Consider the following 22,321-nt stretch of genomic DNA (forward strand, 5'->3'; position numbering starts at 1 on the left):
CGGCGCACACGCACGGGGTCCCCCACGGGGTCGGATCCCTTTCCATAGGAAAGGGCTCTGACCCCACGCACGCCTCCCCACCACGGGGTCAGAGCCCTTCCTGCGGAAGGGATCCGACCCCGGTTCCCATATGCCCGCCCGGCATCACCTCATGCCCGCGCATCACGCAACGCCACGCACCGCCACCCGTAGCATCAGGCCATGCCCAGCCCACCCGCCGATCCCACCGCGCCGCTCGTTGCCATCGTCGCCTGCCACGGCCAGGGGCTGTTCGAATTCGGCTGCGCGGTCGGCCTGTTCGCGCCGGTGCGGCCGGAACTCGGCGTGGCCTGGTACCGCACCCAGCTGTGCGCGGGCGAGCCCGGCGCGCTGCGCATGCTCGGTAATGCGCAGGTGCAGCTGCCCTACGATCTCAGCACCGTCGATGACGCCGACATCATCGTCATCCCCGGCTGGCGCGAGCCCAGCGAACGTCCGCCACAGGCGCTGCTCGATGCACTGATCCGTGCGCATGCCCGTGGCGCGCGCATCACCTCGATCTGCTCCGGCGCCTTCGTGCTGGCTTGGGCCGGGCTGCTCGATGGCCGCCAGGCCACCACGCACTGGCGCCTCACCGAAGCACTCGCACGCGACTTCCCGCGCATCGATGTGCGCGAGGATGCGCTGTACGTGGATACCGGCAGCATCATCACTTCGGCCGGCTCGGCCACCGGCATGGACATGATGCTGCACATGGTGCGCAAGGATTACGGCGCGCGCGTGGCCAACCTGGTGGCCGAACGGCTGGTCCTGGCACCATGGCGTGATGCCGGGCGCAGCCAGCGCGTCAGCCGCGCCATTCCCCACGGCGAGCCCACCCGCTTGGCAAAGCTGATGGAATGGATGCGCCGCAACCTGCGCGAGCCCCACTCGCTGGGCAGCCTCGCCGAGCAGGCCGCGCTCAGCCAACGCACGCTGCAGCGGCAGTTCCTGGACGCCACCGGCCTGTCGCCGATCGACTGGCTGATCCGCGAGCGCGTGGCTTTCGCGCGCGAGCTGCTGGAAACCACTGACCGGCCGCTGCAGTGGATTGCAGAACAGGCCGGCTTTGGTTCGCAGGAATCGTTCCGTCGGCACTTCCGCGGTCAGGTCGACGCGAGCCCTACCGAGTACCGCAGCCAGCATCGCGGCGGTCTCGGTGCCGACCGGTTGGTGGGCTGTTGATCCAGTGCGCGGAGCCAAGCGTGGCGTGAGCAAAGCCTCACGACGGTCCGGGCTTGCGTGCGTATAGTGACGTGCGTCACAAGAAGCCCCTTCCATGCTCCATGCATTTGCTTACTCCAGCCGCATGTCGGCTGGGCTGTCCAATCAAGCCCTCCACCAGATCGTCTCGCAATCTGCCACGTTCAATCGCCGGGTGGACGTTACCGGTGCGCTGATCGTCGACGGGCAGCGGTTTTTCCAGTACATCGAAGGCCCGCCCGACGCCCTGGAAGCAGTCAAGCGCCGCATCCATGACAGCCGCTCGCATGCTGCCGTCGTGCCGGTACTGGACATGGCCATCAGCGCGCGTGCCGTTCCGTACTGGGCAATGACCCACATCGAGACCGGGCAGATCGTGGTGTCCGGCCTGGTGAATGCGCGCTGGGACGAGTTCGGCCACTCCATTCCGGGCATGGACCAGCTCGTCGGCCTGCTGCGTCCGCATTTTCCACGCGTCGGCACCGTCGGCGCGCCACGCGCAGCCGCCTGATAGACACTGAACCATCGCCTTGCACGCGCACGCCGACGCGGCCGCGCGTTGCGTCCAGGCGTCATCATCCAGATCTCCTTTCCCATCGTCTTCGCCACGCCCATCGCATGCCCGTACCCGCCCACCCTGCAACGGAAACACGCGCATCGCCTGCCGACCTGTTCGAGATCGTCGTCGTGCGTGCAGGTACCGTCCTGTTCGCCATCGACATCCAGGCTGCGGTCGAAATCCGCGGTCCGGAGGCATTCGGCCCTGCAGACCGCAACGGCAGGCCGACCCTGGAGGTCCGTGGGCAGCCATTACCCGTCGTCGACCTGCGCCGCATGAGCGACCAACCGGCATTCGAGGGTGGCAGCCCGGCCATGCTGCTGATCAACGCCGGCACCGCAACCCTGGCGCTGGCCGTGGACGAAGTGCTGGAGATCGAGACGCCGGACGCGAGCGCGAACACCCCCGAGCCTGCAGCGGGCCAATCGTTCTGCTTCTGCAGCCGGCACATTCAACTCGATCCGGCGCGCTCGGCTGCACTGATCGAACCGGCGGCACTGCTGGGCGCACTTGCCGCGCCGGGGTGACCGGCGGCGTCTCAGGATCGTCCTGCAAAGGCACGGTTTCGCAGCCTCCAGCACTGCGCGGCAAAGCCGATCACGAACACCACCAGGCAGGCCAGCAGCGTGTGCAGCACCACCGGGGCCATCGGTGCCGCCGCAATCGGATGCGCTGCCGGCAGGCGGGTCAGCGTTTCGTTGACGCCGGGCACCAACGAGAGCAGGAAGCTGAACGACAGTGCGAAGGTCGACAGGTAACGCGCGGCGCGCCCCAGCCAGCGCAGCCGCGCGGCCAGCACGCCGCCGAATGCCACCAGCAGCACGATCACCCCGAATGCGTGGCCGGGGTTGATCCCGCCCGTGCTGGACACGGTGAAGGAAGTGGCCACCGACAGCACCAACCCCACCAGGTACAGCTTGCCCGCGCGCGTGGCGGGATCGATTGCGCGATGGCGAATGAAGGCATACAGGCCACTCAACACCGGGATCAGGCTGACAGCGGTATGGATCACGCCAAGTGTGGACAGAGGGTGGGACATGGGACATCTCCAGGGACAGAGTGAACCTACTAGTAGGTAGACATAGGACTCAAAAAGAAGGCCCGCGTCGCCGCAGGCCCACCACACATTTCTCAGGACGCCGCGCTCACCCGCGCGATCGCCAACCGCGCCAGTGCCGCGAAGGTCGCCGCATCACCAAAACCGCGCGCGGCCAGCATCGCGCCGTGCACCGATGACATGAACGCCTTGGCCTCATCGGCCGCCGAGCCCTGCAACTGCAGCTGGCCCATCGAAACGCCCTTCTCCAGCGTCACTGCCAGCCAGCCGCTCAGGTCCTCGAAATGGCCGCGCACTTCCTCAGCGATCTCTGCCGGAATCATCGGCGCTTCGGCGGCCAGCATCGCGCAGATGCAGAACGAGGACGTACCCCCTGCAATGCAGCTGGACCAGTAATCCACATAGGCGTTGAGCTCCTGCAGCGGGTCGGCCAACTGCCGGTCCAGCAGCGCCAGGCCTTCGCGCGCCTCGGCCCGGTACAGCTCGACCACCGTGCGCACCAGATCCGCCTTGCTGGGGAAGTGGTGATGGATGCTGGCCTTGCTGATGTTCACCCGCGCCGACACGTCGGCGTAGCTGAAGCCGTTGTAGCCACCGGCTTCCAGCAGCGCACGGGCATGGGCCAGGATTTCCTGGGCCTTGGGCGAGAGCGATTCCTTCATGGCAATAAACCTACTAGTAGGTAGACATCCTGTCAACCCCCTCTCTGCTGCACTCGCCAGGCGTCATTCCCGGTAGAGCCGGCCGCTGGCCGGCTTGCTGGCAACGCGGCCTTTGATTGCCCCTCAATGCGAAGATACGTACACCGCATCGGCTGGCGGAGGTGGCAGCGCGAAACTGCGCCGCATCCGCGCGACCTCGGCCGCCGGCGGCAACGCGAACAGGCGCTTGAACTCACGGCTGAACTGCGACGGGCTGGCATACCCCACCGCCAGCGATGCCGCTTCGGCAGTCATCCCCTGCCGCAGCATCAGCAACCGTGCCTGGTGCAGGCGGGTCGACTTCACGTACTGCATCGGCGACGTGCCGGTAATCGCGCGGAAGTGGTCGTGGAAGGTCGCCACACTCATGCCCGCTTCGGTGGCCAGTTGCCCCACGTCCAGGGTGGTGGCATATCCGGCATGGATCGTCCGCAGCACTCTGCCGATGCTGCCGAAGCGCCCGCGCATGGCCAACGCCTCGCGCATTGCGCCGCCCTGTGCACCCGTCAGCACGCGGAAGTACACCTCACGCACCAACGCAGGGCCGAGCACGGCAGCCTCCAACGGTTCAGCCAGTGCCTCCAGCAGGCGCAGCACCGTGGCCTGCATCGGCGCCTGCATCGGGCTGGACATCATGCCCTGCGCCGGAGTCGCCGGGGTGCCCTCCTGTTCACCCAGTTCGATCAGCAGATCCGCCGCCAGCTGCAGATCCAGGTGCAGGTAGATCGCCAGCAGCGGCGCCTGGGCCGACGCATCGGTTTCCATCGTGAACGGCACCGGCACCGACACTGCCAGATAGTGCTGCGCGTCGTACTGGTAGACCTGCCCGCCCAGATAGCCACGCTTCACGCCCTGGCAGACGATCACGATGCCGGGGTCGTACAACACCGGCGTGCGCACCAGTGGCCGGTCCGATCGCAGCAACCGCCCCCCCGGCAGGCGCGTGAGCGTATAGCCCTCCTCCACCGCCAGCGTCTTCAGCAGGCCGACCATGCGCGCCTGCACCTGCCGTTGCAGGGAATCGACCACAGGCACAGGCACTCCAGAGGAATAGGCAAGAATGGCCGAATCCTAGGCCTGTGACCCCGGTCGTTCAAGAACTAACGTGCAAGCCCTGCCCGCCACGAACGCCCCCTCATGCCCCCTTCCCGCTTTCTCCTCATCACCGGTGTCAACAGTGGATTCGGCCGCGCCCTTGCCCAGCAGGCCCTGCTGGCCGGCCACCGCGTGGTCGGCACCGTGCGCAACGAAACCGACCGCCAGGTACTCGAAGCGCTCGCTCCCGGCCGCGCATTCGGTCGCCTGCTGGACGTAACCGATACCGCCGCCATCAATGCACTCGTCGCCGATATCGAAACCAACATCGGAAGCATCGACGTGCTGGTCAACAACGCTGGCTACGGCCACGAAGGCATCCTGGAAGAATCCACGCTCGCCGAGCTGCGGCGGCAATTCGAGGTGAACGTGTTCGCTCCGGCCGCGCTGATCAAGGCCGTGCTGCCGCACATGCGCGCCCGGCGCCGCGGCCATATCCTCAACATCACCTCCATGGGCGGTTTCATCACGATGCCGGGCATCGCGTGGTACTGCGGCAGCAAGTTCGCGCTGGAGGGCATCAGTGAAGTGCTTGGCAAGGAAGTCGCGCCGTTTGGTATCCACGTCACGGCCGTCGCGCCGGGTTCCTTCCGCACCGACTGGGCAGGCCGCTCGATGGTGCGGGCACCGCGCAGCATTGACGACTACGACGCATTGTTCGATCCCATCCGCAGCGCGCGTGAGGCGAAGAGTGGCCACCAGCCCGGTGATCCAGTGAAGGCTGCGCAGGCCATGCTGCAGGTCATCGACAGCGACGCTCCTCCCCGCCACTTGCTGCTGGGCAGTGATGCACTGCAGCTGGTGAGGGCAAAGCTGGCATCAATGGCCGGTAGCATCGACGCGTGGGAACAGCTGAGCCGTTCGACCGACGGCGTAGCGTGAGATCTTGAGGCCGCCGATGCCCTCACCGGCGGCCTCCCCCTGCCCGCTCAGTATTCCTGCACCAGCTTGAACTCGCGCAGCAGGCCACCGATCTGGGTCTTGTCCAGCTTGTTCATCAGCAGATTGCGCAGGAACGCAGGCCCGGGAACATCCAGTTCCTTGCCATCGCGCAGGCGGCCGGTGGCGGCCAGCAGCGAGCGCACGTCATACGTGGAATTGAACACCTCCGGCACGCCGCGCTCGATCCCCAGCAGGGTGTACACCGCTTCCATCGGCGTGCGCACCGAATACTCGGTGGTGAAGATGCAGTCGCGCTGCTTCGATTCGGCAAACTGGCCGATGAAGGCGAAGTTCACCGCGCCGTCCGGCACCACGTCCGGGCGGTCACCGGCCTGGCGTGGCATGAAGAACGCCGTGATGTACGGCATCATCACCGGCACCGTCTTCGCACCGGTCGCAGCCAGCGCATCAATCTCTTCCACCGGCACGCCCAGGTGGTACAGCCACTCGCGGGTGATCTCCTCGCCGGTGCACTCCTGCATCGGCTTTTTCACGTAGTCGCCCGGCGTATCCACAAACAGCGAGTACACCCAGACCACGATCTGGTCCCTGGGCTGGTTCTTGAAATGCGGCTGGCGGTTCACCGTCCAGCTCATCAGCCAGCGCGAGTCGCGCACGCTGACGATGCCGCCGGTCACTACCTTGCCACTGAACGGGTCGCGCTTGGCGATCTTCTGGATGTAAGCCGGAATGCGCGCATCCAGCGTCGTCACTGTCGCCGATTCCCACTTGGTCTGCGGGATATGCGCGCCGAACACATCCGGGCGGCCAAAGGCCTCGTCCTTCGCGGCGATGCGGCGCCACAGGTCCCAGGCCGGCGCCGGTCCTTCGTTCAAACGCGCCGCGGTGTGGTGATCGCCATTATCCGAGTTTTCGGTCAGCGAACCGATCGTCATGAAAACAAGATCATCGGCGCCCAGATCCACGCCATCGGCTACACCATCACGCATCCAGTGGATACGCGTGGCCTGCTTGCAGCCCGGCTGTAGATCGAAGTCGACGTCGGTCACCTCGGTGCCGTACTGGAACACCACGCCCTGGTCCTGCAACCACTTCACCAGCGGCAGCACCAGCGATTCATACTGGTTGTACCGGGTGAACTTCAACGCCGAGAAATCCGGCAGGCCGCCGATGTGGTGGATGAAGCGATGCAGGTACAGCTTCATCTCCAGCGCCGAATGCCATTCCTCGAACGCGAACATGGTGCGCCAGTACAGCCAGAAGTTGCTGTCCAGGAAGTCGCGGCCCAGCACCTCGTCGATCCGCTTGTTCTCCATCTCCTTCCGGGTGGCCAGGAACAGCGCGATGATGTCCTTCTGGGCCTGCTCGGTCAGCGTGAACAGGCCATCAGTGTGCGCATCTTCGCCGCGATTGATGGTGGCACGCTGCAGCGAATAGTTCGGGTCGTCCTTGTTCAACCAGTAGAACTCGTCCAGCACGCTGGCATCTTCAATCTCCAGCGACGGAATTGAGCGGAACAGGTCCCACAGGCACTCGAAGTGGTCTTCCATCTCGCGGCCGCCGCGGATCACGAAGCCCTTCTCCGGCACCTTCAGGCCATCCAGCGCGCCGCCAGGAATCTGCTGCTGTTCAAGGATGGTGATGCGTTCACCGGCCATGCGCCCGTCGCGCACCAGGAACGCGGCGCCGGCCAGCGAGGCCAGGCCCGAGCCCACAAACCAGGCGCGCTTGCCATCCACACCGGCCGGCTTGCGCGGGCGCGCGAAAGCTTCGTAGTTGCCACTGCTGTAATACATGCGTTGCACCTTCCTGGAGGGGTCATCAGGAACCGGCAGCGGAATGACACAGCCATCCGATGCAGGTCATGACCCTACTCTAGCGCCGATCCGATGTATCGTTTCCTGCGCGCAGGCTGCGACGGAATGACGCAGCCGCGTCAGAGCGTCCTTCCCAACAGCATGCCTGGCCAGCCGTCCACGTTGAACGGCGCGATGCGCGTATACCCGCAGGATTCATAGAAGCGCACCAGGTCGCCGCTGCCTCCGGCGTAGCAGTCCACACGCAGATGGTCGACACCGGCAGCGCGCGCCTGCTCGTCGGCAAACGCCATCAGTCGGCGGCCGATGCCACGCACGCGCACATCACGCGAGGCCACCAGAACCCGCACATACAGCTCCGGCCCGGTGGGCGCCGGCACATAGGGCATCGACTCGCCCAGTGCCAGGAACGCCCGCACGTCGCCCTGCTCGTTCTGCGCCACCCATGCGCCTGGCAGTGCACACGCCTCGGTGACCTGGGCAATCCGGCGCGGCATCGTCGACCACGGTTCGCTGCCCCATTGCTGCACATTGCCGATCGACACGAACCACTCGATCACCTCGTCAAAGAGCCCCAACACTGCAGGGGCATCGGCCGCGCTGGCGCGGCGGATGTTCAAGGCGTCCTTTCCGGTTTCAGTCATGCGTTCCGCTCCTGTCATACCACGCTCCCCAACCCTGGAAAACAGGGGGAGCATCGGCCGGTTCAACCAGTCTAGCGCGTACCCCAGCGTGGCCACCTGTACCGGACCAAAGCAGTCGGAAGTCCATGTGACTTCCAGCGCGCCGCCAGGAATCTGCTGCTGTTCCCAGTGTCGCAGGTGCGTACAGACTCGATGCTTCATCAACCGCGTGGAGCATCCCCTCCGGCAATGAACCAGCGCTGGAACCCCTCGATCGCATCCGGCATCAGGGCGCGGGCGCGTTCACGCACCAGCACTTCGGCGTCGCGCATCGCGCTGATCGCATCCGGCCGCGCGCACAACGCCATCGCCACATCCGACGCGTCCAGCATCGCCAGGTTCACGCCCACGCCCACCGGAGGCATCAGATGCGCCGCATCGCCGATCAAGGTCACGCCATCGCGCGGGGTCCAGCAAAAATCCGCTGGCAGGCTGTAGATCGGCCGCCGCACGAAGTCCGTGCAGGCCTCCAGCAGGCGCCGAAGGTTCGTGGCCCACCCGGTATAGCAGCCTGTCACCAGCGTCCGTATGCCGTGCTGCGCGATCTGCGCATCAAGCCACTCGGAAGAGCGCTTCAGCGCCGCATACACGCAGAGCCGATCGCGGCTGTTGCGTTGCACGAACAAGGCCTCCTCGCCGCCAAAGCAGAACAGGCTGCCCTGCCCGACCATCGCTGCGATGTCCGCAGCAGGCTGTGCGATCCAACCTTCGAAGAAGGTAATGCCGGTGGGCACCGGCTGGCACGTACTCAAGGCCGCGCGCACTTTCGACCACGCACCATCGGCACCGATCACGATGTCCGCCTCGCGCTGCACGCCGTTGGCGAATCGCAGGCCGTGCCCGTTCGCCTGTGCAGATACCAGCGCGGTCAGGCTGTGGCCCCACTGCACCGTGTCCGCCGGCAGCGCGTCCAGCAGCAGCTGGCGCAGGTCGCCGCGGTCGATCTCCGGCTTGTCCTTGCTCCCTTCCGGCCCGAACCCGCCGGTGGTGATCTCCCCGGACCACGGGTCGCCCATCCGCGCCTCCTGCCCCTCATGCCGTGCGACCGCACGGAAGGCCTCCAGCAGGCCCGCGCGCTGCAGCGCCACCTGCCCGGAATCGTCGTGCAGATCCAGCGTGCCGCCCTGTGTGCGCTGCTGCCCGGATGCTTCGCCCTCGTACACGCTCACGGGGTGACCGCCGCGATGCAGGATGAGCGCAGCGGTGAGGCCAGCGGGGCCTGCGCCGATGACGGCAATACGAGGAGGGTGCTGCATGGCGCGATCCAGGTGAGTTGATACGTCAACCGTATGCCGCAAGGGTTGACATGTCAACCATTGCCCGGCAACGTTCGGCCATGACCTCCCCCAGCATCACACCCGACGAATGGGCCACCTGGCGCGGCTTCCGGCGCATGGCAGAAATCACCTCCGGCCGCATCGTCCAGGACATCACCCGTAGCACCGGGCTCTCAAGGGCCGACTTCATCGTGCTGATGGAGCTGAACCAGTCCAAGGATCGCTGCCGCCGCCAGCGCGAACTGCTGGACTACCTGGAATGGGACAAGACGCGCCTCTCGCACCAGCTGACCCGCATGGCGGGCCGTGGCCTGATCGAACGCGATACCGACAGCGAAAACGTCGTAGTGATCCGCATGACCACAGAAGGTCACGCGCAGCTGCGCGCGGCACGGCCGGTACACGCCGCCGGTGTCCGCCGGTATTTTCTCGACCATCTCTCCGCGGATGATCGTGCCGCACTGCAGCGGATCACCGACAAACTGCATGCCGCCCTTCAGGACGGCGAGAACTGAAGCATCGCCCCGGTAGTGCCGGCCGCTGGCCGGCAACTGCACGTACCCAACGCCACCGGGATGCCGGCCAGCGGCCGGCACTACCACGCCCGGGCGTTCGTGGCGGCGTTTGACATGCAGGCATTTACCTGCAGATAGTCCACTCAAGGGCGGCGCCTGCCAGCCCATCGCGAGGAAACTGCAATGGTGGATATCGCACACAGGGTCGGCATCAAGGCCCCCGCAAGCCAGGTGTACCAGGCGCTGGCCACCCCCGAAGGCGTGGCCGCCTGGTGGGCCGAAGACGCGCACGGCGACCGCGAAGCCGGCGGCACGGTCAAGGTCCGTTTCACCAACAACGGCCAGGAAATCGGCGCCATGGAGATGAAGCTTGAGCAGCTTGTTCCAGGCGAGCTCGTGCTGTGGCGGTTCCACGCCGGCCCCGCCGAATGGATCGGCACCCACGCGCGCTTCGCGCTGAAGCAGGAAGGCGACTACTGCATCGTCCTGTTCACCCATGAAGGCTGGAAAGAGCGCGTCGAGTTCACCTCCCACTGCAGCACCAAGTGGGCGGTGTTCCTGATGAGCCTGAAGGCACTGCTGGAAACCGGCAAGGGCCAGCCCAACCCACACGACGTCAGGATCGACAACTGGAATTGAAGACCTCCCCATGGCGGTAGACCACCTGCGCGACGCAGACAAGGTGTTCAAGGCACTGGCCGATCCCACGCGCCGCACGCTGCTGGATCTGCTCTGCAAGGACAACGGGCAGACGCTGGGCCAGCTGTGCGAACACCTGGACATGGCCCGGCAATCGGTCACCCAGCACCTGGGCCTGCTGGAAGACGCCAACCTGATCAGCACCGTGCGCCGTGGCCGCGAGAAGCTGCACTTCATCAACCCGGTGCCCCTGCATGAAGTCTACGAACGCTGGGTACGCAAGTTCGGGCAGCAGCGCCTGAGCCTGCTGCATGACCTGAAACGCGAACTGGAAGGAGAATGACGATGTCCGCAGAGTCAACCCGCTTCATCCACGTGATCTACATCGCGTCCACGCCACAGAAGGTGTTCGAGGCCATCACCCGCCCCGAGATCGCCAGTCGCTACTGGGGCCACGAGAACGTCTCGGACTGGAAACCGGGCTCGCGCTGGCAGCACGTGCGTGCAAATGAAACGCGCTCGGTCGAGCTGGTCGGCGAAGTGGTGGAAAGCACCCCGCCCTCGCGCCTGGTCATCACCTGGGCAGCCGCCTCGCAGGCCGACAATCCCGCTGCCTACAGCCGCGTCACCTTCGACATCGTGCCCTACCAGGACATGGTGCGGCTGACGGTTACCCATGAGGAACTGGAACCCGGCAGCGGCATGGATACCGGCATCCGCCAGGGCTGGCCGATCGTGCTGTCCAGCCTGAAGTCGCTGCTGGAGACGGGCAAGGGGCTGGATGTGTTTGCGAAGCCGAACTGAGTCGTGCCGCAATCGGCGGCGGAGCGCCACCCGCCGCCAGCGCTCCCTGGCCGGTCAATCGCTCAATCTGCGCGAACGCCCATAACTGCCACGCACATCCTGCTTGATCCAATCCGCCAGCAGGCGCAGGTAGCCGTCGGTGATCCGCGTCGACACGCGATTTCCCTCGGCATCGGTGCGGAACTCGACCATGCCGTGGTCGGTATCCGGGAACAGGTAGGTGTTGATCGGTTGCCCCGACGCGCGCAGGCGCGACAGGATCGAACGCGTGGCGGCAATCGGCGCGGCGCGGTCCTGCTCGGCCAGCACCCACAGCAACGGCACCTTCAGGCGGCGCAGCGCGGCCTCGGCGTCGTAGTTCCAGATCAGTTCCAGGTTGTCGAATCGCGCGCGACCGATCCGGCGCAGGTCAGCGTCACTCATGCGCAGCATGTCGCCGCTGTACTCGCCGTTGATCGTCTTTGCCCACGGCGCGGCACCGATCTGGCTACGCACCCTGGCCAGCGCCTCGAACCCTTCATTGAAATGCGTGCGCATCAACTGCGCGGTCGCGTCTGAAAGCTGGCCGACCTGCTTCATCGCCGTTGCATCCAGCTGCATGCGGCGTGCCTCGTCGAACAGCTGCTCGCGGTCCTCCTCGATGGGCGACACCATCAGCCCGAAACCGATCGCCACGAAATCCGCCTGCGAGCGCGTCGCCGCAAGCGGTGCGATCCACCCGCCCTGGCTGCCACCGAAGTAGCCGGCGCGGCCGAACCGGCCTCTCGCCAGTTCGCGCGCCTTGGCAAGCGCCGCCGCCGCATCGTCGGCCAGCAGTTCGAAGTTCTGCGTGTACTCCCCTTCCGAGTCGCCGGTCCCACGCTTCTGGTAAGCGAAGACCGAAATCCCCTGCGCCACCAGCATGCGCTGGTAGATCGCCGCCACCGCCATCGTGCGTTCCGAGCCGTGCACCAGCACCACCAGCGGCCGTTTGGGGTCGGCCGGACCGGCTGGTTCGATCAGCTGCCCGGCCAGTTTTGTTCCGGCACTGCTGAAGGTCGTCTCGGTATCGCGGGTCGGCAGTCGCTGCCAGCGCTGCGTCGCTCCCGCAGGCGACCTGAAGCTGACCACATCGTCGCTGCAGCTCACCGGCGCGCTGGCATCACCGGTGGCGCCACGTCGCCCGTCCAGCATCAGATAGCGCTGGCCTGTGGCCGGCGCCGCAGCGGGTGCGCCCAGCACCACGATGTTGCCTTGCCCGTCACCGTAGGCACTGACCGTGCACAGCTCGGCGGCTGCAACCGGCAGGCCAGAACACGCCAGCACCGCGCTCAACAACGGACGACTCCTCCACCCTGCCATGCCCTTCCCCGGTATCGTGAACCCGCCTCGTGCGGGCGCCCGGCGCAGCCTAGCGCGTTCGCTTGCCAGATTCATGCTGCATCTGCTTACTGTCGGCCTCTCCCATGGCCATACTGGGCGGACGATACGAACTTCAGAGCGCACGATGCACACACATGTAGAACAGATCGGCAGCACCCGCGTCCTGCGCAGCGCCGATACAGGCCCGCTGCTGGATGGCAACGCCTTGCGCGACCTGGTCGGCGATGCCCTTGGGCACCAGGCCGAGTGGATCGCCGTGCCGGTGCAGCGCCTTTCGGCAGACTTCTTCGAGCTGCGCTCCGGCATGGCCGGGCAATGGCTGCAAATGCTGGTGAACTACCGCCTGCACTTCGCCGTCCTGGGCGATGTCAGCGGCTACCGCGCACAGAGCGAATCGCTGGACGCGTGGATCACCGAATGCAACCGCGGCCGCGACGGCTGCTTCGTGGCCGACTGGGGCGCCCTGCTGCCGCGCCTTTCGGCCCCCGCCAGCGCCGGCTGAACGCCGCCCCCACGCTCACCCTCGCCAAACCTGGTTCCGACTGCACTCCGACGCCGCCCGCCACAGCATCACCCGCGGGCTCCCCAGGCGACGTTCGATGCGCGTTTCAGACGCAGATTCCCTGCACAGCAAAGTGGCGGCGGTCACCCTCGGTTTCTGGGTGATGAAGATCGCCGCCACCACCCTCGGCGAGACTGCGGGTGACCTGCTGTCGATGACGCTCAACCTCGGCTACGTGGCCAGCTCGGCCATCCTGCTGGCGATCTTTGCCGGCCTGCTGGGCATGCAGGTGTCGGCGCGGCGCTTCCATCCGGTGCTGTTCTGGTCGGTGGTGCTGGCCACCAGCACCGCCGGCACGACCCTGTCGGACCTGATCGACCGCACGCTCGGCCTGGGCTACGCCACCGGCGCCAGTCTGCTGGCCGGCTGCCTGGCGCTGGTGCTGCTGGCCTGGCGCATGTCGGAAAAGTCGATCTCGGTCAGCAACATCGCATCGCGCCGCGCCGAAGGCTTCTACTGGACCGCCGTGCTGTTCTCCAACACCCTCGGCACCGCGCTGGGTGATTTCCTCGCCGACGATTCCGGACTGGGCTTCACCGGCGGCGCACTGCTGATCGGCAGCCTCATCGCGCTCACCGCACTGGCCAGCCGCATCAAGGGCATCAACCGGGTCATCCCGTTCTGGATCGCCTTCGTACTCACCCGCCCGTTTGGCGCCACTTTCGGCGACTTGCTCACCAAGCCGCTGGAAAAGGGCGGCTTGGGCTTCGGCACGGTAGGCTCGTCGCTGGTGCTGTTCACCATTCTCGCCACGCTGGTGGCATTGCCCATGCTGCAGCGTAAAGCACAGCCAGCCAGCTAGCGCGCCGTCCAGCCCCCATCCACCGGCAGCGCCGTGCCGGTAATCTGCGCCGCCGCGTCCGAGGCCAGGAACACCACCATTTGTCCCAGCTGCTCAGGCGTCACGAACTGTAACGACGGCTGCTTCTCAGCCAGCAGCGCACGCGCGGCGGACTCCTGATCCGTGCCTTCGCGCTCGGCCAACGCGGTGATCTGCTGCTCGACCAGCGCCGTCCGCACCCAGCCCGGGCAGATCGCATTGGCGGTAATGCCGGTGCCCGCATTCTCCAGCGCGGTCACCTTGGTGAACCCCACCACGCCATGCTTGGCCGCCACGTAGGCCGACTTGTTCACCGAGCCCACCAGCCCGTGCACCGACGCAATGTTGATGATGCGGCCGGCGCCCTGCTGCTTCATGTGGGGCAAGGCCGCCGCCGTTGCATGGAACACCGCAGAGAGATTCAGCGCCAGGATCGCGTCCCACTTCTCGACGGGGAATTCCTCGATCGACGCCGTGTGCTGGATGCCGGCGTTGTTTAACAAGATGTCGATGCGGCCCATCGTCGCGACGGCGTGGTCGATCATGCCGCGCACTGCCTCGCCACGGGAAAGATCGGCACCGTCATGCGCCACCCGTACGCCGAACTCGGTTTCCAACCGGGAACGAATGCGCTCGATCTCCGCCGCATCGCCGAAGCCGTTCAGCACGATATCGGCGCCTTGCCGGGCCAAGGCGGTGGCAATGCCAAGACCGATGCCGCTGGTGGAGCCGGTGACTACTGCAACCTTTCCACTGAGCATGCGCGAGCTTCCATTGGGCACAGGCGGCCAGTGTAGCGTCACCGGCTCGCCGCTTTAACTGAAACCCTCAGGTCGGCCCACAGCTAGAAGCGGATGCCTGCCCGATCAACGGTCGCCAACGGATTGGCTTTCCGCACCGCCTCCAGGAACAGCAGGAAATCGCGGTTGAACAGGGTCAGGTTGTTGGTGAATGTCACGCACTTTCTGCCCGATGCTTTGCTGAAGCACACCTGCCACACATAGCGCCCGTAGATCTTGTCGGAGGTGCGAGTGACTGAGGTGATCTGCGAAAGCGGAACCGCCGTGGGCACCGGCCCACGCCGTAGGTAAAAGGACGCCGCATCAAAGAGGTAGTGCTCCCGATCCTCTTTCCCATCCACCATCACCAGGGTCATGGATGTTCCGGAGATCCGGCGAGGAGGTTTCAAACGCAGCCCTGATCCCAATGCAGAACGCGCGGTCGCTGACATTCGCCGAAGGATGAGCCAAAGGATCACCAACGGAAGCGCCGCAACGACAATGAAGCCTGCAGTCTTCAAAACAGTTTCCAGCGTGCTGGGCACACAGATCTCCAGGATGAACTTTCAGGCGATACCCAAGTAGATCCACGTCACGCGTGGATGGCTCTCCCCCAACGCCCTTTCACTTCCAGTGATCCGGCCCCAGGAACGGCAGGCTCAACACAAACACCGGAACCGCCACAGGGATCAACGCCGCGCCGAGCACCTTGCCCGCCGCCGAACCCACACCCGGCTTGTCCTCCCTCTCCGGCAGGATCCGCTGCGCCCGCGCATTGATCGGCTGTGCCAGCTTCCCCTTCTCCGCCAGCGCCGCAGCATCCGGCAACTGCACCCGCTCGCCTTCGCCCTCGAACAGCGCGCTGTAATAGCTGCCGCCCTTCCTTGAAAGATTGCAGGCGCGGTCAAACGCCAGCGCATATCGGGTCCGGTCCATCGGCAGGTAGTAGCGCGCCCGCTCCTCCACGGCCTTGGCCTCACGCGGGACGACCTCAATCCGCTCCAGCTTGAACTGCGCGGCCTGTTGCGCCGTCACCTGCTCCGGCCGCAGCAGCAGCGCATAGCTGCCGTGCACCTTGGCCTTGTTGGCCGGGTCGCGCCAGTCTTCATGGAAGTACATCTGCGCGCAGGCCACCGCCTCGCGCAGCGGGCTATCCATCAGCGCGCGGTACTCGCGGAACGGCGCGGCATTGAAGCGCATCGGCTCGTCATAGCGCGGCAACAGGTACAGCTGGCCGTCGTCGGCCACGAACGCACTGGTGATCTCGCGGCTTGAGGCGTGCTCCTCCGGGCCACTGGCACAGCCGGACAGCAGACCAAGGCACAGGGCGGAGAAGGTGAAGAGGATGGACGTTCGCATGTCGTGTTGGTGGGCTTCCCTGGGAAAACGGCCCCGGCCGGAAGGACGAGGCCAGCCCATCATGGTGCCATGCCAGCCTTGCCCTGCCCAATCAAACTGCTGGAGATCGAGCGGGTTCAAGCCGCTGGCGCTGGTCGGCGTGATATATTGAGTGCGCTTGGACATGCATGTTCAGTGACGTTCCTGGATCAGTCTGGAACGAGCGCCACAGGCATATCCCCGTTCGGCCTTTCCGTAGCGCGTTGGGATTATCCAATCACCAGCGCGCCAGATTGCTCCTTGGTTCGCGAGATGAGCCAGTGGCTGGGGCCATGCGTCTTGGGCAAAGGCCAGAGCAGCCACTCGGCACGCCTTTGAAGAATCGCCGCGATATATACCGCATTTCAAGCGTGCCGATTACGGCATCTGCCGGGCGGCATCGCCGTGAGGCGATGCCCATCTCAGTTTCAATTCTGGTTGGTGGTGCCCGTATTGTGTTGTTACGGCGCGGTGCACCGTTCCGCTGCAACAGCGCCTGATGGACTCAAAAGGCACTCTGGCGTTCCGCATTGGCGGGGTTGCAGGCCATCACTCTTTCGCCCTGGACCGACGCCGGCAGCATCGCGATTGCTGCCATATCTGTCGCAATCACCAAGCACTTTGCCCCGCTACTGGGGAACCGATGAAGAAGAAAGCCCACTCTTGAGAGGAGAACGCGTTAATGAACGCTGATGATGTGGAGTCGAAACCGATGATGGGCCCGCATGCGAAGCGGTGCACAGATGGATCGAGTGCATCCAGACGCACCATCTACGTAGATCTTGATGGCGTGATGGCCGACTTCGACGCGGCATTTCCCGCCCTGTTTGGCCTGGACCACCGCGTGCTCGCCGACGATGAAATGTGGGGGCACATCAACAACCACCCGTCATTCTTCCGCGACCTTCCGCCGATGCAAGGTGCAGTGGAGTTCTTCCACAGCATCCACCACTTGAATCCGGTGATTCTCACCGCCTGCCCGAAATCGAACTATCCACTCGCAGCGATGCAGAAGCGGCAATGGGTTCGCGAACACCTGTCAGCAACCTGCCTGGTGTTGCCTGTGCTTGGCGGCAGGCACAAGCCACTCTTCATGCACCAACCGGGCGATGTTCTGATCGACGATTTCGAAGCGAATTGTGATGCCTGGACGGCGGCCGGAGGCGTGGCGATCAGGCACGCCGGCGATTGGACCGCGACGCGTCACGCGCTTTCCCAGATTGAAGAACTGTCAGGAGCAGCGCTGGCGAAGGGCTGACGCCCTCTCTGCCGACCACGTTGGCACTTCCATAGACAGGCCGAGGCGCTGGCCCCTCGGCCCCCAAGGCTGGCAGCCTGCTTTGCAGAACCCGCCCTACTTCAACCGCTCCACCAACCGCTGCCCCACCTCCAGCGCAGAAGCCGGGTTCTGCCCGGTAATCAACTCACGGTCCACCACCACATGCCCCGTCCACGGCGTGGCATTGCTGCTGAACCGCGCACCCGCCCGCTGCAACGCCGTCTGCGGGTAGAACCTCATCTCACCGCCACCCAGCATCGGCTTGGCCTGTTCTTCTTCCTGGTTGCTGATCACCGTCATCTGGTAGCCGCTGTAGATCCACTTCGGCGTGGCCGGCATCGCACCGGCCTCCAGCTTTGCCACGAAACCCGCAGCATCCGGCAGCGTGGACAGCAGCGCGATCGGCCCGTGGCAGACCAGCGCGGTGGTCTTGTTGCGCTGGTGGAAGTCGGCCAGCAGCCGGCCCAGCGCCGGGTTCTTCAGCAGGTCCTGCATCGGCGCGTGGCCACCGGGAATGTAGACCGCATCGAAACGCGCGTAGCCCTGCTGCTCGACGCGCGCCAGGCTGACCACCGGCGAGGCCGTCGGCGAGGTCAGCGCCAATTTCTCCAGTAGGTCCTTGTGCAGTTTCAGCTGCGCGGCATCGTTGCCGAAGTACGCCGGCGTCACCGAGGACGCATCCACCGTCGGCGCCCGCCCCTGCGGCGTGGCGAAGGTCACCTCGTGGCCCGCGTCCAACAGCAGCTTGACCGGCTGCATCAGCTCGTTGAGATAGAAGCCGGTGGACAGCACCTTGCCGTCCTTCAGGTCCAGGTGGTTTTCGTCGGACAGCACCACCAGCACGTTGGCGGCGTAGGCGCCGCTGGCGGCCAGAGTCAGGGCCAGCGCTGCGGCCAGCCGGGTCATCAGGTTCATGGGATAGCTCCTATCGGGGAATGGCCGCCACTTTATTCATCGCCCCAGCGGCGATAAATTGGCCGCATCGAAAAACATCTGTTCCCCGGAGAGCCAAATGAGCCGCAAGTTCGACTACCTGGGCGATGTGGAGGTGTTCCTGGCGGTGGTCGAGCACGGCTCGTTCACGGCCGGCGCGGTGGCGCTGTCCACCACGCCCTCGGTGCTGAGCCGCGCGGTCACCCGCCTGGAAGCGCGGCTGGGCCGGCAGCTGCTGCAGCGGACCACCCGCCGCGTGGGCCTGACCGACGCCGGGCGGCTCTATCTGGAACAGGTGCGCACCGCCTTCGGCCTGCTGGACGACGCCGAGCGCGACGTACTGGCCCAGGACGGTGCGCTGGCCGGCCGCGTGCGCCTGAGCGTGCCCACCACCTATGGCCACTACCGGCTGCCGCCCGTGCTGGCGCGCTTTGCGCAGCAGTACCCGCAGGTGCAGGTGGAACTGAACATCACCAACCGCAACGTGGACCTGGTGGCCGAAGGCTTCGACCTGGCCATCCGCCTGGGCCAGCTGCCGGACAGCGGGCTGGTGGGGCGAAAGCTGGAAGACGCCCCGCTGCTGCTCGTGGCCGCGCCGGAGTACCTGCAGCGCCGCGGCACGCCGCAGACGCTGGACGACCTGCAACAGCACCTGTGCCTGCCGTTCGTGATGCCGCGCACCGGGCGGCTGGCGCCGTGGATCTTCCGCGACAACGGGCGCGACGTGGACTGGCTGCCGCGTTCGTCCATCGAGACCTCCGACGATGTGCTGGGCGTGGTGTCGCTGGCCGAACAGGGCATCGGCATCTGCCAGAGCTATGCGTTCATCGTGCGCGAGCGGTTGCTGCGCGGGGAGCTGGTGGAAGTGCTGCCTCAGCTGCGGGGGCGGTCGCGGCCGTTCTCGGTGATCTATGCGCCGCATCGGCGGCAGTCGGCGGCGGCACGGGCGATGATTGAGTTGCTGGTGGGCAATGCGACTGAGGATCGTGTTGGTTGAAGTTGGGAGGCTCGTTGGCGGTGTCGGGTTTGAACCGCTTTTCGGGATGTGCGGCTGATCGTGTGCCGTTGCTTGGCGAGGCAGACTAAGAACTTTTGCAAAGAAGGCTGTCGCGCTATTCGCTTGTGGCATGGGCGATTGCGCCACTTTGATTCGCCATCAGCAGAGCAGCTGCGCGAATACGTCTGCTGGCGTCGCGTGCTGCACGAATGGTGCGTGCAACAATAGTTCTTCGCTCTCGGATTCCGCGATTCCTTCGCGAATTCCTATTGGCATTCAGAGCGACGGCGTAAACACCATGACGCGCCACCGATACCGGGTGGCCGGGCGTGCAAACCCGAGACGCAGAGTGAATACGCTTGCCAGTCGGCACCGTCCTTGAGGCGGTGCCGACTGGCAATCCGTCGGCCTATATGGCGGACGGTGCGTGGGGGTCTTCGGGCCCGCCGGTCACTCCTCTGCGTCCCGGTTTGCAACCCGCACCGTCCGCCACCCTCTTCGCGGTGGCGCTGTTAAGCACAGCCACGGAAGCCGACGCCATGAACGAATCCGACACTTTCTCTTCGTACAGCGTTGTTGAGCCCATCAATGACGACACTCCCCTGCCCGACCTGAACTCCTTGCTCGGCATCCTCAAGCGCATGCGTGGCTGCGAGGGGGCTGATGGGCACCCGTGGCCAGAAACCGATGTATCACCTGGCCGCCGTGTGAGCCTGGCAAGGAGCGAGCGCGCGATGGTGGGGGCGCTGACAGTGCTGGAGCTGCTACACGCGGCAGACCGCTGCCGGGTAGCAGCGGAGCCGGAGCGGCATTTGGATGAGGGGGTGGTTGATGGATTGTTTCTGGCTTGCCGGGGGTTGGTTGAGTGGGCTTGTCACGAGGTGAGACCGGAGTGATGAGTCCAAGCGAGCACCCGAGCAGCAGGTTTGATCGAGCGAAGTATCGGCCAACGTCCGCTTCCGGCCAGAAGCGGACATCTTCGAATTCCATAGTTGAGTCGTGCCGTGAAAGGGAGGTTGGACGCCATCCTGCCACCACCCGGAGTTGCCTTGTCACCTGAGGATATCCCGCCCGTCTGAAGCTAGGTGACGGGCGTGATGGTAATGTTGGCTGAAATCAGTAGAGGGGGCGGCTATGGGGAACTACGTTATCTATCGCGACTTCATGGCCCACGCCGCTGTCGTGCAGGCTTTAGGCGCGCTCTTCCGGCGCCTTGACGCAGGGCAATTGATGGAGGAAGAGGTTATGCCGCTGATTGTGTTCACGGCCTTCAGTATCGAAGCGTATGTGAACAGCTTGGGATCCGAGGGGACTGATTGGAATGAGCGAGCTGGGTGGCGGGCCAAGATCGAGAAGCTGCATTCGATGGCCGGTCAGACCTGTGCCTGGGATAAGGAACCTCTGGATTTTGCGGTCGAGGTGTTCACCATCCGGAACCAGCTGGCGCACGGTAAGCCAGAGCGTGTCGAGATGGCGTTCACCGCTCCCCCTGAAGAGGCGGCGGAATACCTCTCTCATGCAGACCTGAGCCCAGAGTGGTTCGCGCCTTGCCTGAGCCTGGAGTGGGCGCGAGCTGCAAAGGAGCGATTCTTGCCGCTCACCAGCCATCTCGGGGCGCTGTTCGGACAGATCCCGGCCCATATCGCTCATGCGTCTATGACCCAGTTTGATAGGTCGCGCTCGGATCCGGATGCACCGACGACTTTCATCTTCGAGATGAATATTCCCCGCTCAATCTTGTACTGAGCCAGGCGATGTCCCGAGCGGAGTGACGGAGGCGTTAGGGATGCCCTGAACAGTTCGCCCGGACCTCTATTTTCACGAATCGCGGCACCGAGCACCGCGGCGTGCGAGGAAATTGATACCTGAAAAGTGGTTTTTAGGTTCCTTTTCGGAACCTCCAGGCGGATTTACCCATGGGCCGGCATCAGCTGCCGGCGTGCCATCCACAGATAACACAGGGCAAACAGGGTCAGCACCTGAGCGGCGTTCTTCGCCAAGCCGCGATAGCGAACCTTGGTATATCCAAACTGGCGCTTGATGACTCTGAAGGGGTGCTCGACCTTCGCGCGCAGGCTGGCTTTCGAGGTTTCCCAGCGCTCCTGGTAACGCCGCTCCCTCGCGTTCTTGATTGCCTTCACTTTGCCGCGCTTCTTTGCAATCAGGAACGCGGCTTTACAGTCCTTCAGTTCGGGTCACGAGTCTGCGCCTGTTTAGCCGCTGTCGCCGAGGATGCACGCCTCCTTGCCGCGTATAAGCGCGTGGGTGACCGTTACGTCGCCGACGTTGGCCGCCGTGCACTCCGCATGGTGAACCAGTCCGGCAAACTCATCGACCCCGATATGCGCCTTCATGCCAAAGTACCACTGGTTGCCTTTCCGGGTTTGATGCATCTCCGGATCGCGCGACTTGTCCGCGTTCTTTGTTGAACTTGGCGCGTGAATGATGGTGGCGTCCACGATCGTTCCCGCACGCAGGCTCATGCCTTTGCGCTGCAAATGAGCGTTCACGGCGCTAAGCATTTCTGACGCCAGCCCATGTGTCTCAAGCAGTCTGCGGAAGTTGAGGATCGTGGTCTCATCAGGAACACGGTCCAAGCCGTTGATCCCGGCGAAACGGCGCATTACCGCCGTGTCATACAGTGCCTCCTCCATGGACGGATCGCTGAGCGCGTACCACTGTTGCAGGAAATGTACACGCAGCATTGTCGCCAAAGGGTACGGCTGGCAGCCGCGACGACCCGTCTGCGGGTAGTACGGCTCGATCAGTGCCAGCAGGCGCTTCCACGGCACGACCCTAGTCCATCTCAGCAAGAAACCGCTCACGCCGGGTTTGCTTGCGCTGGCCCAAGCCCTCCACGTCACCGAACGTCAGTGCATGATCGACCGTCACTCTTCATTTCATGGCCTGCTAGGCTGCCGGCCAGCGGCCGACACTACCA

The 22,321-nt window shown here is 64.9% G+C and carries 25 protein-coding genes and 1 pseudogene; 14 read left to right on the forward strand and 12 right to left on the reverse strand.

Annotated features, from left to right (window positions below; genetic code table 11):
* Positions 1 to 201 precede the first annotated feature (201 nt).
* The 3 genes from ftrA to AC5QAB_RS13135 all read left to right on the forward strand — a co-directional run bounded on the left by ftrA (position 202) and on the right by AC5QAB_RS13135 (position 2,307).
* On the forward strand, positions 202 to 1,203 hold the full coding sequence (ftrA, locus tag AC5QAB_RS13125; protein WP_241883797.1) for a transcriptional regulator FtrA: 1,002 nt from the start codon (positions 202 to 204) through the stop codon (positions 1,201 to 1,203).
* Between the two features lie 94 nt (positions 1,204 to 1,297).
* The gene (locus AC5QAB_RS13130; protein ID WP_053494832.1) at positions 1,298 to 1,732 is read left to right on the forward strand and encodes a BLUF domain-containing protein; all 435 of its coding nucleotides are present in this window, start codon (positions 1,298 to 1,300) and stop codon (positions 1,730 to 1,732) included.
* Between the two features lie 107 nt (positions 1,733 to 1,839).
* Complete coding sequence (locus AC5QAB_RS13135; protein WP_164166689.1) at positions 1,840 to 2,307, forward strand: chemotaxis protein CheW; 468 nt, start codon at positions 1,840 to 1,842, stop codon at positions 2,305 to 2,307.
* Positions 2,308 to 2,318: 11 nt separating this feature from the next.
* Here AC5QAB_RS13135 and AC5QAB_RS13140 read toward each other — a convergent pair whose 3' ends face one another.
* The 3 genes from AC5QAB_RS13140 to AC5QAB_RS13150 form a co-directional block, all read right to left on the reverse strand.
* Positions 2,319 to 2,819 carry a hypothetical protein gene (locus AC5QAB_RS13140; RefSeq protein WP_014646892.1) on the reverse strand — a complete coding sequence of 167 codons (501 nt, stop codon included), beginning with the start codon at positions 2,817 to 2,819 and terminating at the stop codon, positions 2,319 to 2,321.
* 92 nt (positions 2,820 to 2,911) lie between these two features.
* Positions 2,912 to 3,499, reverse strand: coding sequence for a TetR/AcrR family transcriptional regulator (locus AC5QAB_RS13145; protein WP_049440761.1), 588 nt, complete (start codon positions 3,497 to 3,499; stop codon positions 2,912 to 2,914).
* Positions 3,500 to 3,622: 123 nt separating this feature from the next.
* A complete protein-coding gene (locus AC5QAB_RS13150; RefSeq protein WP_495233443.1) occupies positions 3,623 to 4,567 on the reverse strand; it encodes an AraC family transcriptional regulator in 945 nt (314 codons plus the stop codon).
* Positions 4,568 to 4,675: 108 nt separating this feature from the next.
* On the opposite strand from AC5QAB_RS13150, the gene AC5QAB_RS13155 reads away from it, so the two are divergent.
* Positions 4,676 to 5,515: an oxidoreductase gene (locus AC5QAB_RS13155; RefSeq protein WP_164166693.1), complete on the forward strand. Its 840-nt coding sequence runs from the start codon at positions 4,676 to 4,678 to the stop codon at positions 5,513 to 5,515.
* Between the two features lie 47 nt (positions 5,516 to 5,562).
* On the opposite strand, the gene AC5QAB_RS13160 is transcribed toward AC5QAB_RS13155, so the two are convergent.
* The 3 genes from AC5QAB_RS13160 to AC5QAB_RS13170 form a co-directional block, all read right to left on the reverse strand.
* Complete coding sequence (locus tag AC5QAB_RS13160; RefSeq protein WP_495233444.1) at positions 5,563 to 7,332, reverse strand: oleate hydratase; 1,770 nt, start codon at positions 7,330 to 7,332, stop codon at positions 5,563 to 5,565.
* 140 nt (positions 7,333 to 7,472) lie between these two features.
* Complete coding sequence (locus AC5QAB_RS13165; RefSeq protein WP_014646887.1) at positions 7,473 to 7,997, reverse strand: GNAT family N-acetyltransferase; 525 nt, start codon at positions 7,995 to 7,997, stop codon at positions 7,473 to 7,475.
* Between the two features lie 200 nt (positions 7,998 to 8,197).
* Positions 8,198 to 9,292 carry an FAD-dependent oxidoreductase gene (locus AC5QAB_RS13170; RefSeq protein WP_164110220.1) on the reverse strand — a complete coding sequence of 365 codons (1,095 nt, stop codon included), beginning with the start codon at positions 9,290 to 9,292 and terminating at the stop codon, positions 8,198 to 8,200.
* A 50-nt stretch (positions 9,293 to 9,342) separates the two neighbouring features.
* Between AC5QAB_RS13170 and AC5QAB_RS13175 the strand changes: the two genes are divergently transcribed.
* The 4 genes from AC5QAB_RS13175 to AC5QAB_RS13190 all read left to right on the forward strand — a co-directional run bounded on the left by AC5QAB_RS13175 (position 9,343) and on the right by AC5QAB_RS13190 (position 11,271).
* Complete coding sequence (locus AC5QAB_RS13175) at positions 9,343 to 9,828, forward strand: MarR family winged helix-turn-helix transcriptional regulator (protein ID WP_236636253.1); 486 nt, start codon at positions 9,343 to 9,345, stop codon at positions 9,826 to 9,828.
* A gap of 183 nt (positions 9,829 to 10,011) precedes the next feature.
* Positions 10,012 to 10,467 carry an SRPBCC family protein gene (locus tag AC5QAB_RS13180; protein ID WP_197561650.1) on the forward strand — a complete coding sequence of 152 codons (456 nt, stop codon included), beginning with the start codon at positions 10,012 to 10,014 and terminating at the stop codon, positions 10,465 to 10,467.
* Positions 10,468 to 10,477: 10 nt separating this feature from the next.
* A complete protein-coding gene (locus AC5QAB_RS13185) occupies positions 10,478 to 10,810 on the forward strand; it encodes a metalloregulator ArsR/SmtB family transcription factor (RefSeq protein ID WP_197561651.1) in 333 nt (110 codons plus the stop codon).
* Positions 10,811 to 10,812: 2 nt separating this feature from the next.
* Entirely contained in the window at positions 10,813 to 11,271 is a 459-nt protein-coding gene (locus AC5QAB_RS13190) for an SRPBCC family protein (RefSeq protein ID WP_069117095.1), read from the forward strand.
* Positions 11,272 to 11,325: 54 nt separating this feature from the next.
* Here AC5QAB_RS13190 and AC5QAB_RS13195 read toward each other — a convergent pair whose 3' ends face one another.
* Entirely contained in the window at positions 11,326 to 12,576 is a 1,251-nt protein-coding gene (locus tag AC5QAB_RS13195; protein WP_495233470.1) for an alpha/beta hydrolase family protein, read from the reverse strand.
* Between the two features lie 181 nt (positions 12,577 to 12,757).
* On the opposite strand from AC5QAB_RS13195, the gene AC5QAB_RS13200 reads away from it, so the two are divergent.
* Together AC5QAB_RS13200 and AC5QAB_RS13205 are read left to right on the forward strand one after the other, a co-directional pair.
* Positions 12,758 to 13,135, forward strand: a complete 378-nt coding sequence (locus AC5QAB_RS13200) for a DUF4180 domain-containing protein (RefSeq protein ID WP_197561653.1) — start codon at positions 12,758 to 12,760, stop codon at positions 13,133 to 13,135.
* A 97-nt stretch (positions 13,136 to 13,232) separates the two neighbouring features.
* Positions 13,233 to 13,997 carry a hypothetical protein gene (locus AC5QAB_RS13205; RefSeq protein WP_197561654.1) on the forward strand — a complete coding sequence of 255 codons (765 nt, stop codon included), beginning with the start codon at positions 13,233 to 13,235 and terminating at the stop codon, positions 13,995 to 13,997.
* Here the strand turns inward: AC5QAB_RS13205 and AC5QAB_RS13210 are convergent.
* The 3 genes from AC5QAB_RS13210 to AC5QAB_RS13220 all read right to left on the reverse strand — a co-directional run bounded on the left by AC5QAB_RS13210 (position 13,994) and on the right by AC5QAB_RS13220 (position 16,153).
* Complete coding sequence (locus AC5QAB_RS13210) at positions 13,994 to 14,776, reverse strand: 3-hydroxybutyrate dehydrogenase (protein WP_197561655.1); 783 nt, start codon at positions 14,774 to 14,776, stop codon at positions 13,994 to 13,996. The two genes, AC5QAB_RS13205 and AC5QAB_RS13210, sit on opposite strands and share 4 nt — an antisense overlap.
* An 83-nt stretch (positions 14,777 to 14,859) precedes the next feature.
* On the reverse strand, positions 14,860 to 15,339 hold the full coding sequence (locus AC5QAB_RS13215) for a hypothetical protein (protein ID WP_238381437.1): 480 nt from the start codon (positions 15,337 to 15,339) through the stop codon (positions 14,860 to 14,862).
* A gap of 79 nt (positions 15,340 to 15,418) precedes the next feature.
* Positions 15,419 to 16,153 (reverse strand): hypothetical protein, encoded by a 735-nt coding sequence (locus tag AC5QAB_RS13220; RefSeq protein WP_197561666.1) that lies wholly within the window; start codon positions 16,151 to 16,153, stop codon positions 15,419 to 15,421.
* A gap of 700 nt (positions 16,154 to 16,853) precedes the next feature.
* Between AC5QAB_RS13220 and AC5QAB_RS13225 the strand changes: the two genes are divergently transcribed.
* Positions 16,854 to 17,429, forward strand: coding sequence for a 5' nucleotidase, NT5C type (locus AC5QAB_RS13225; protein WP_197561656.1), 576 nt, complete (start codon positions 16,854 to 16,856; stop codon positions 17,427 to 17,429).
* A 96-nt stretch (positions 17,430 to 17,525) separates the two neighbouring features.
* Here the strand turns inward: AC5QAB_RS13225 and AC5QAB_RS13230 are convergent, their stop codons facing one another.
* On the reverse strand, positions 17,526 to 18,365 hold the full coding sequence (locus AC5QAB_RS13230) for a type 1 glutamine amidotransferase domain-containing protein (RefSeq protein ID WP_197561657.1): 840 nt from the start codon (positions 18,363 to 18,365) through the stop codon (positions 17,526 to 17,528).
* A 97-nt stretch (positions 18,366 to 18,462) separates the two neighbouring features.
* Between AC5QAB_RS13230 and AC5QAB_RS13235 the strand changes: the two genes are divergently transcribed.
* From AC5QAB_RS13235 to AC5QAB_RS13245, 3 genes are all read left to right on the forward strand, one after another.
* Positions 18,463 to 19,380, forward strand: a complete 918-nt coding sequence (locus tag AC5QAB_RS13235; protein ID WP_197561658.1) for a LysR substrate-binding domain-containing protein — start codon at positions 18,463 to 18,465, stop codon at positions 19,378 to 19,380.
* 539 nt (positions 19,381 to 19,919) lie between these two features.
* A complete protein-coding gene (locus AC5QAB_RS13240) occupies positions 19,920 to 20,276 on the forward strand; it encodes a hypothetical protein (RefSeq protein ID WP_197561659.1) in 357 nt (118 codons plus the stop codon).
* Positions 20,277 to 20,514: 238 nt separating this feature from the next.
* A complete protein-coding gene (locus tag AC5QAB_RS13245) occupies positions 20,515 to 21,126 on the forward strand; it encodes a hypothetical protein (protein WP_197561660.1) in 612 nt (203 codons plus the stop codon).
* Positions 21,127 to 21,290: 164 nt separating this feature from the next.
* On the opposite strand, the pseudogene AC5QAB_RS13250 reads toward AC5QAB_RS13245, so the two are convergent.
* Positions 21,291 to 22,254, reverse strand: a pseudogene (locus AC5QAB_RS13250) (IS5 family transposase).
* Positions 22,255 to 22,321: the final 67 nt, after the last annotated feature.

This window comes from Stenotrophomonas sp. YJH_SMC_127, assembly GCF_059372445.1.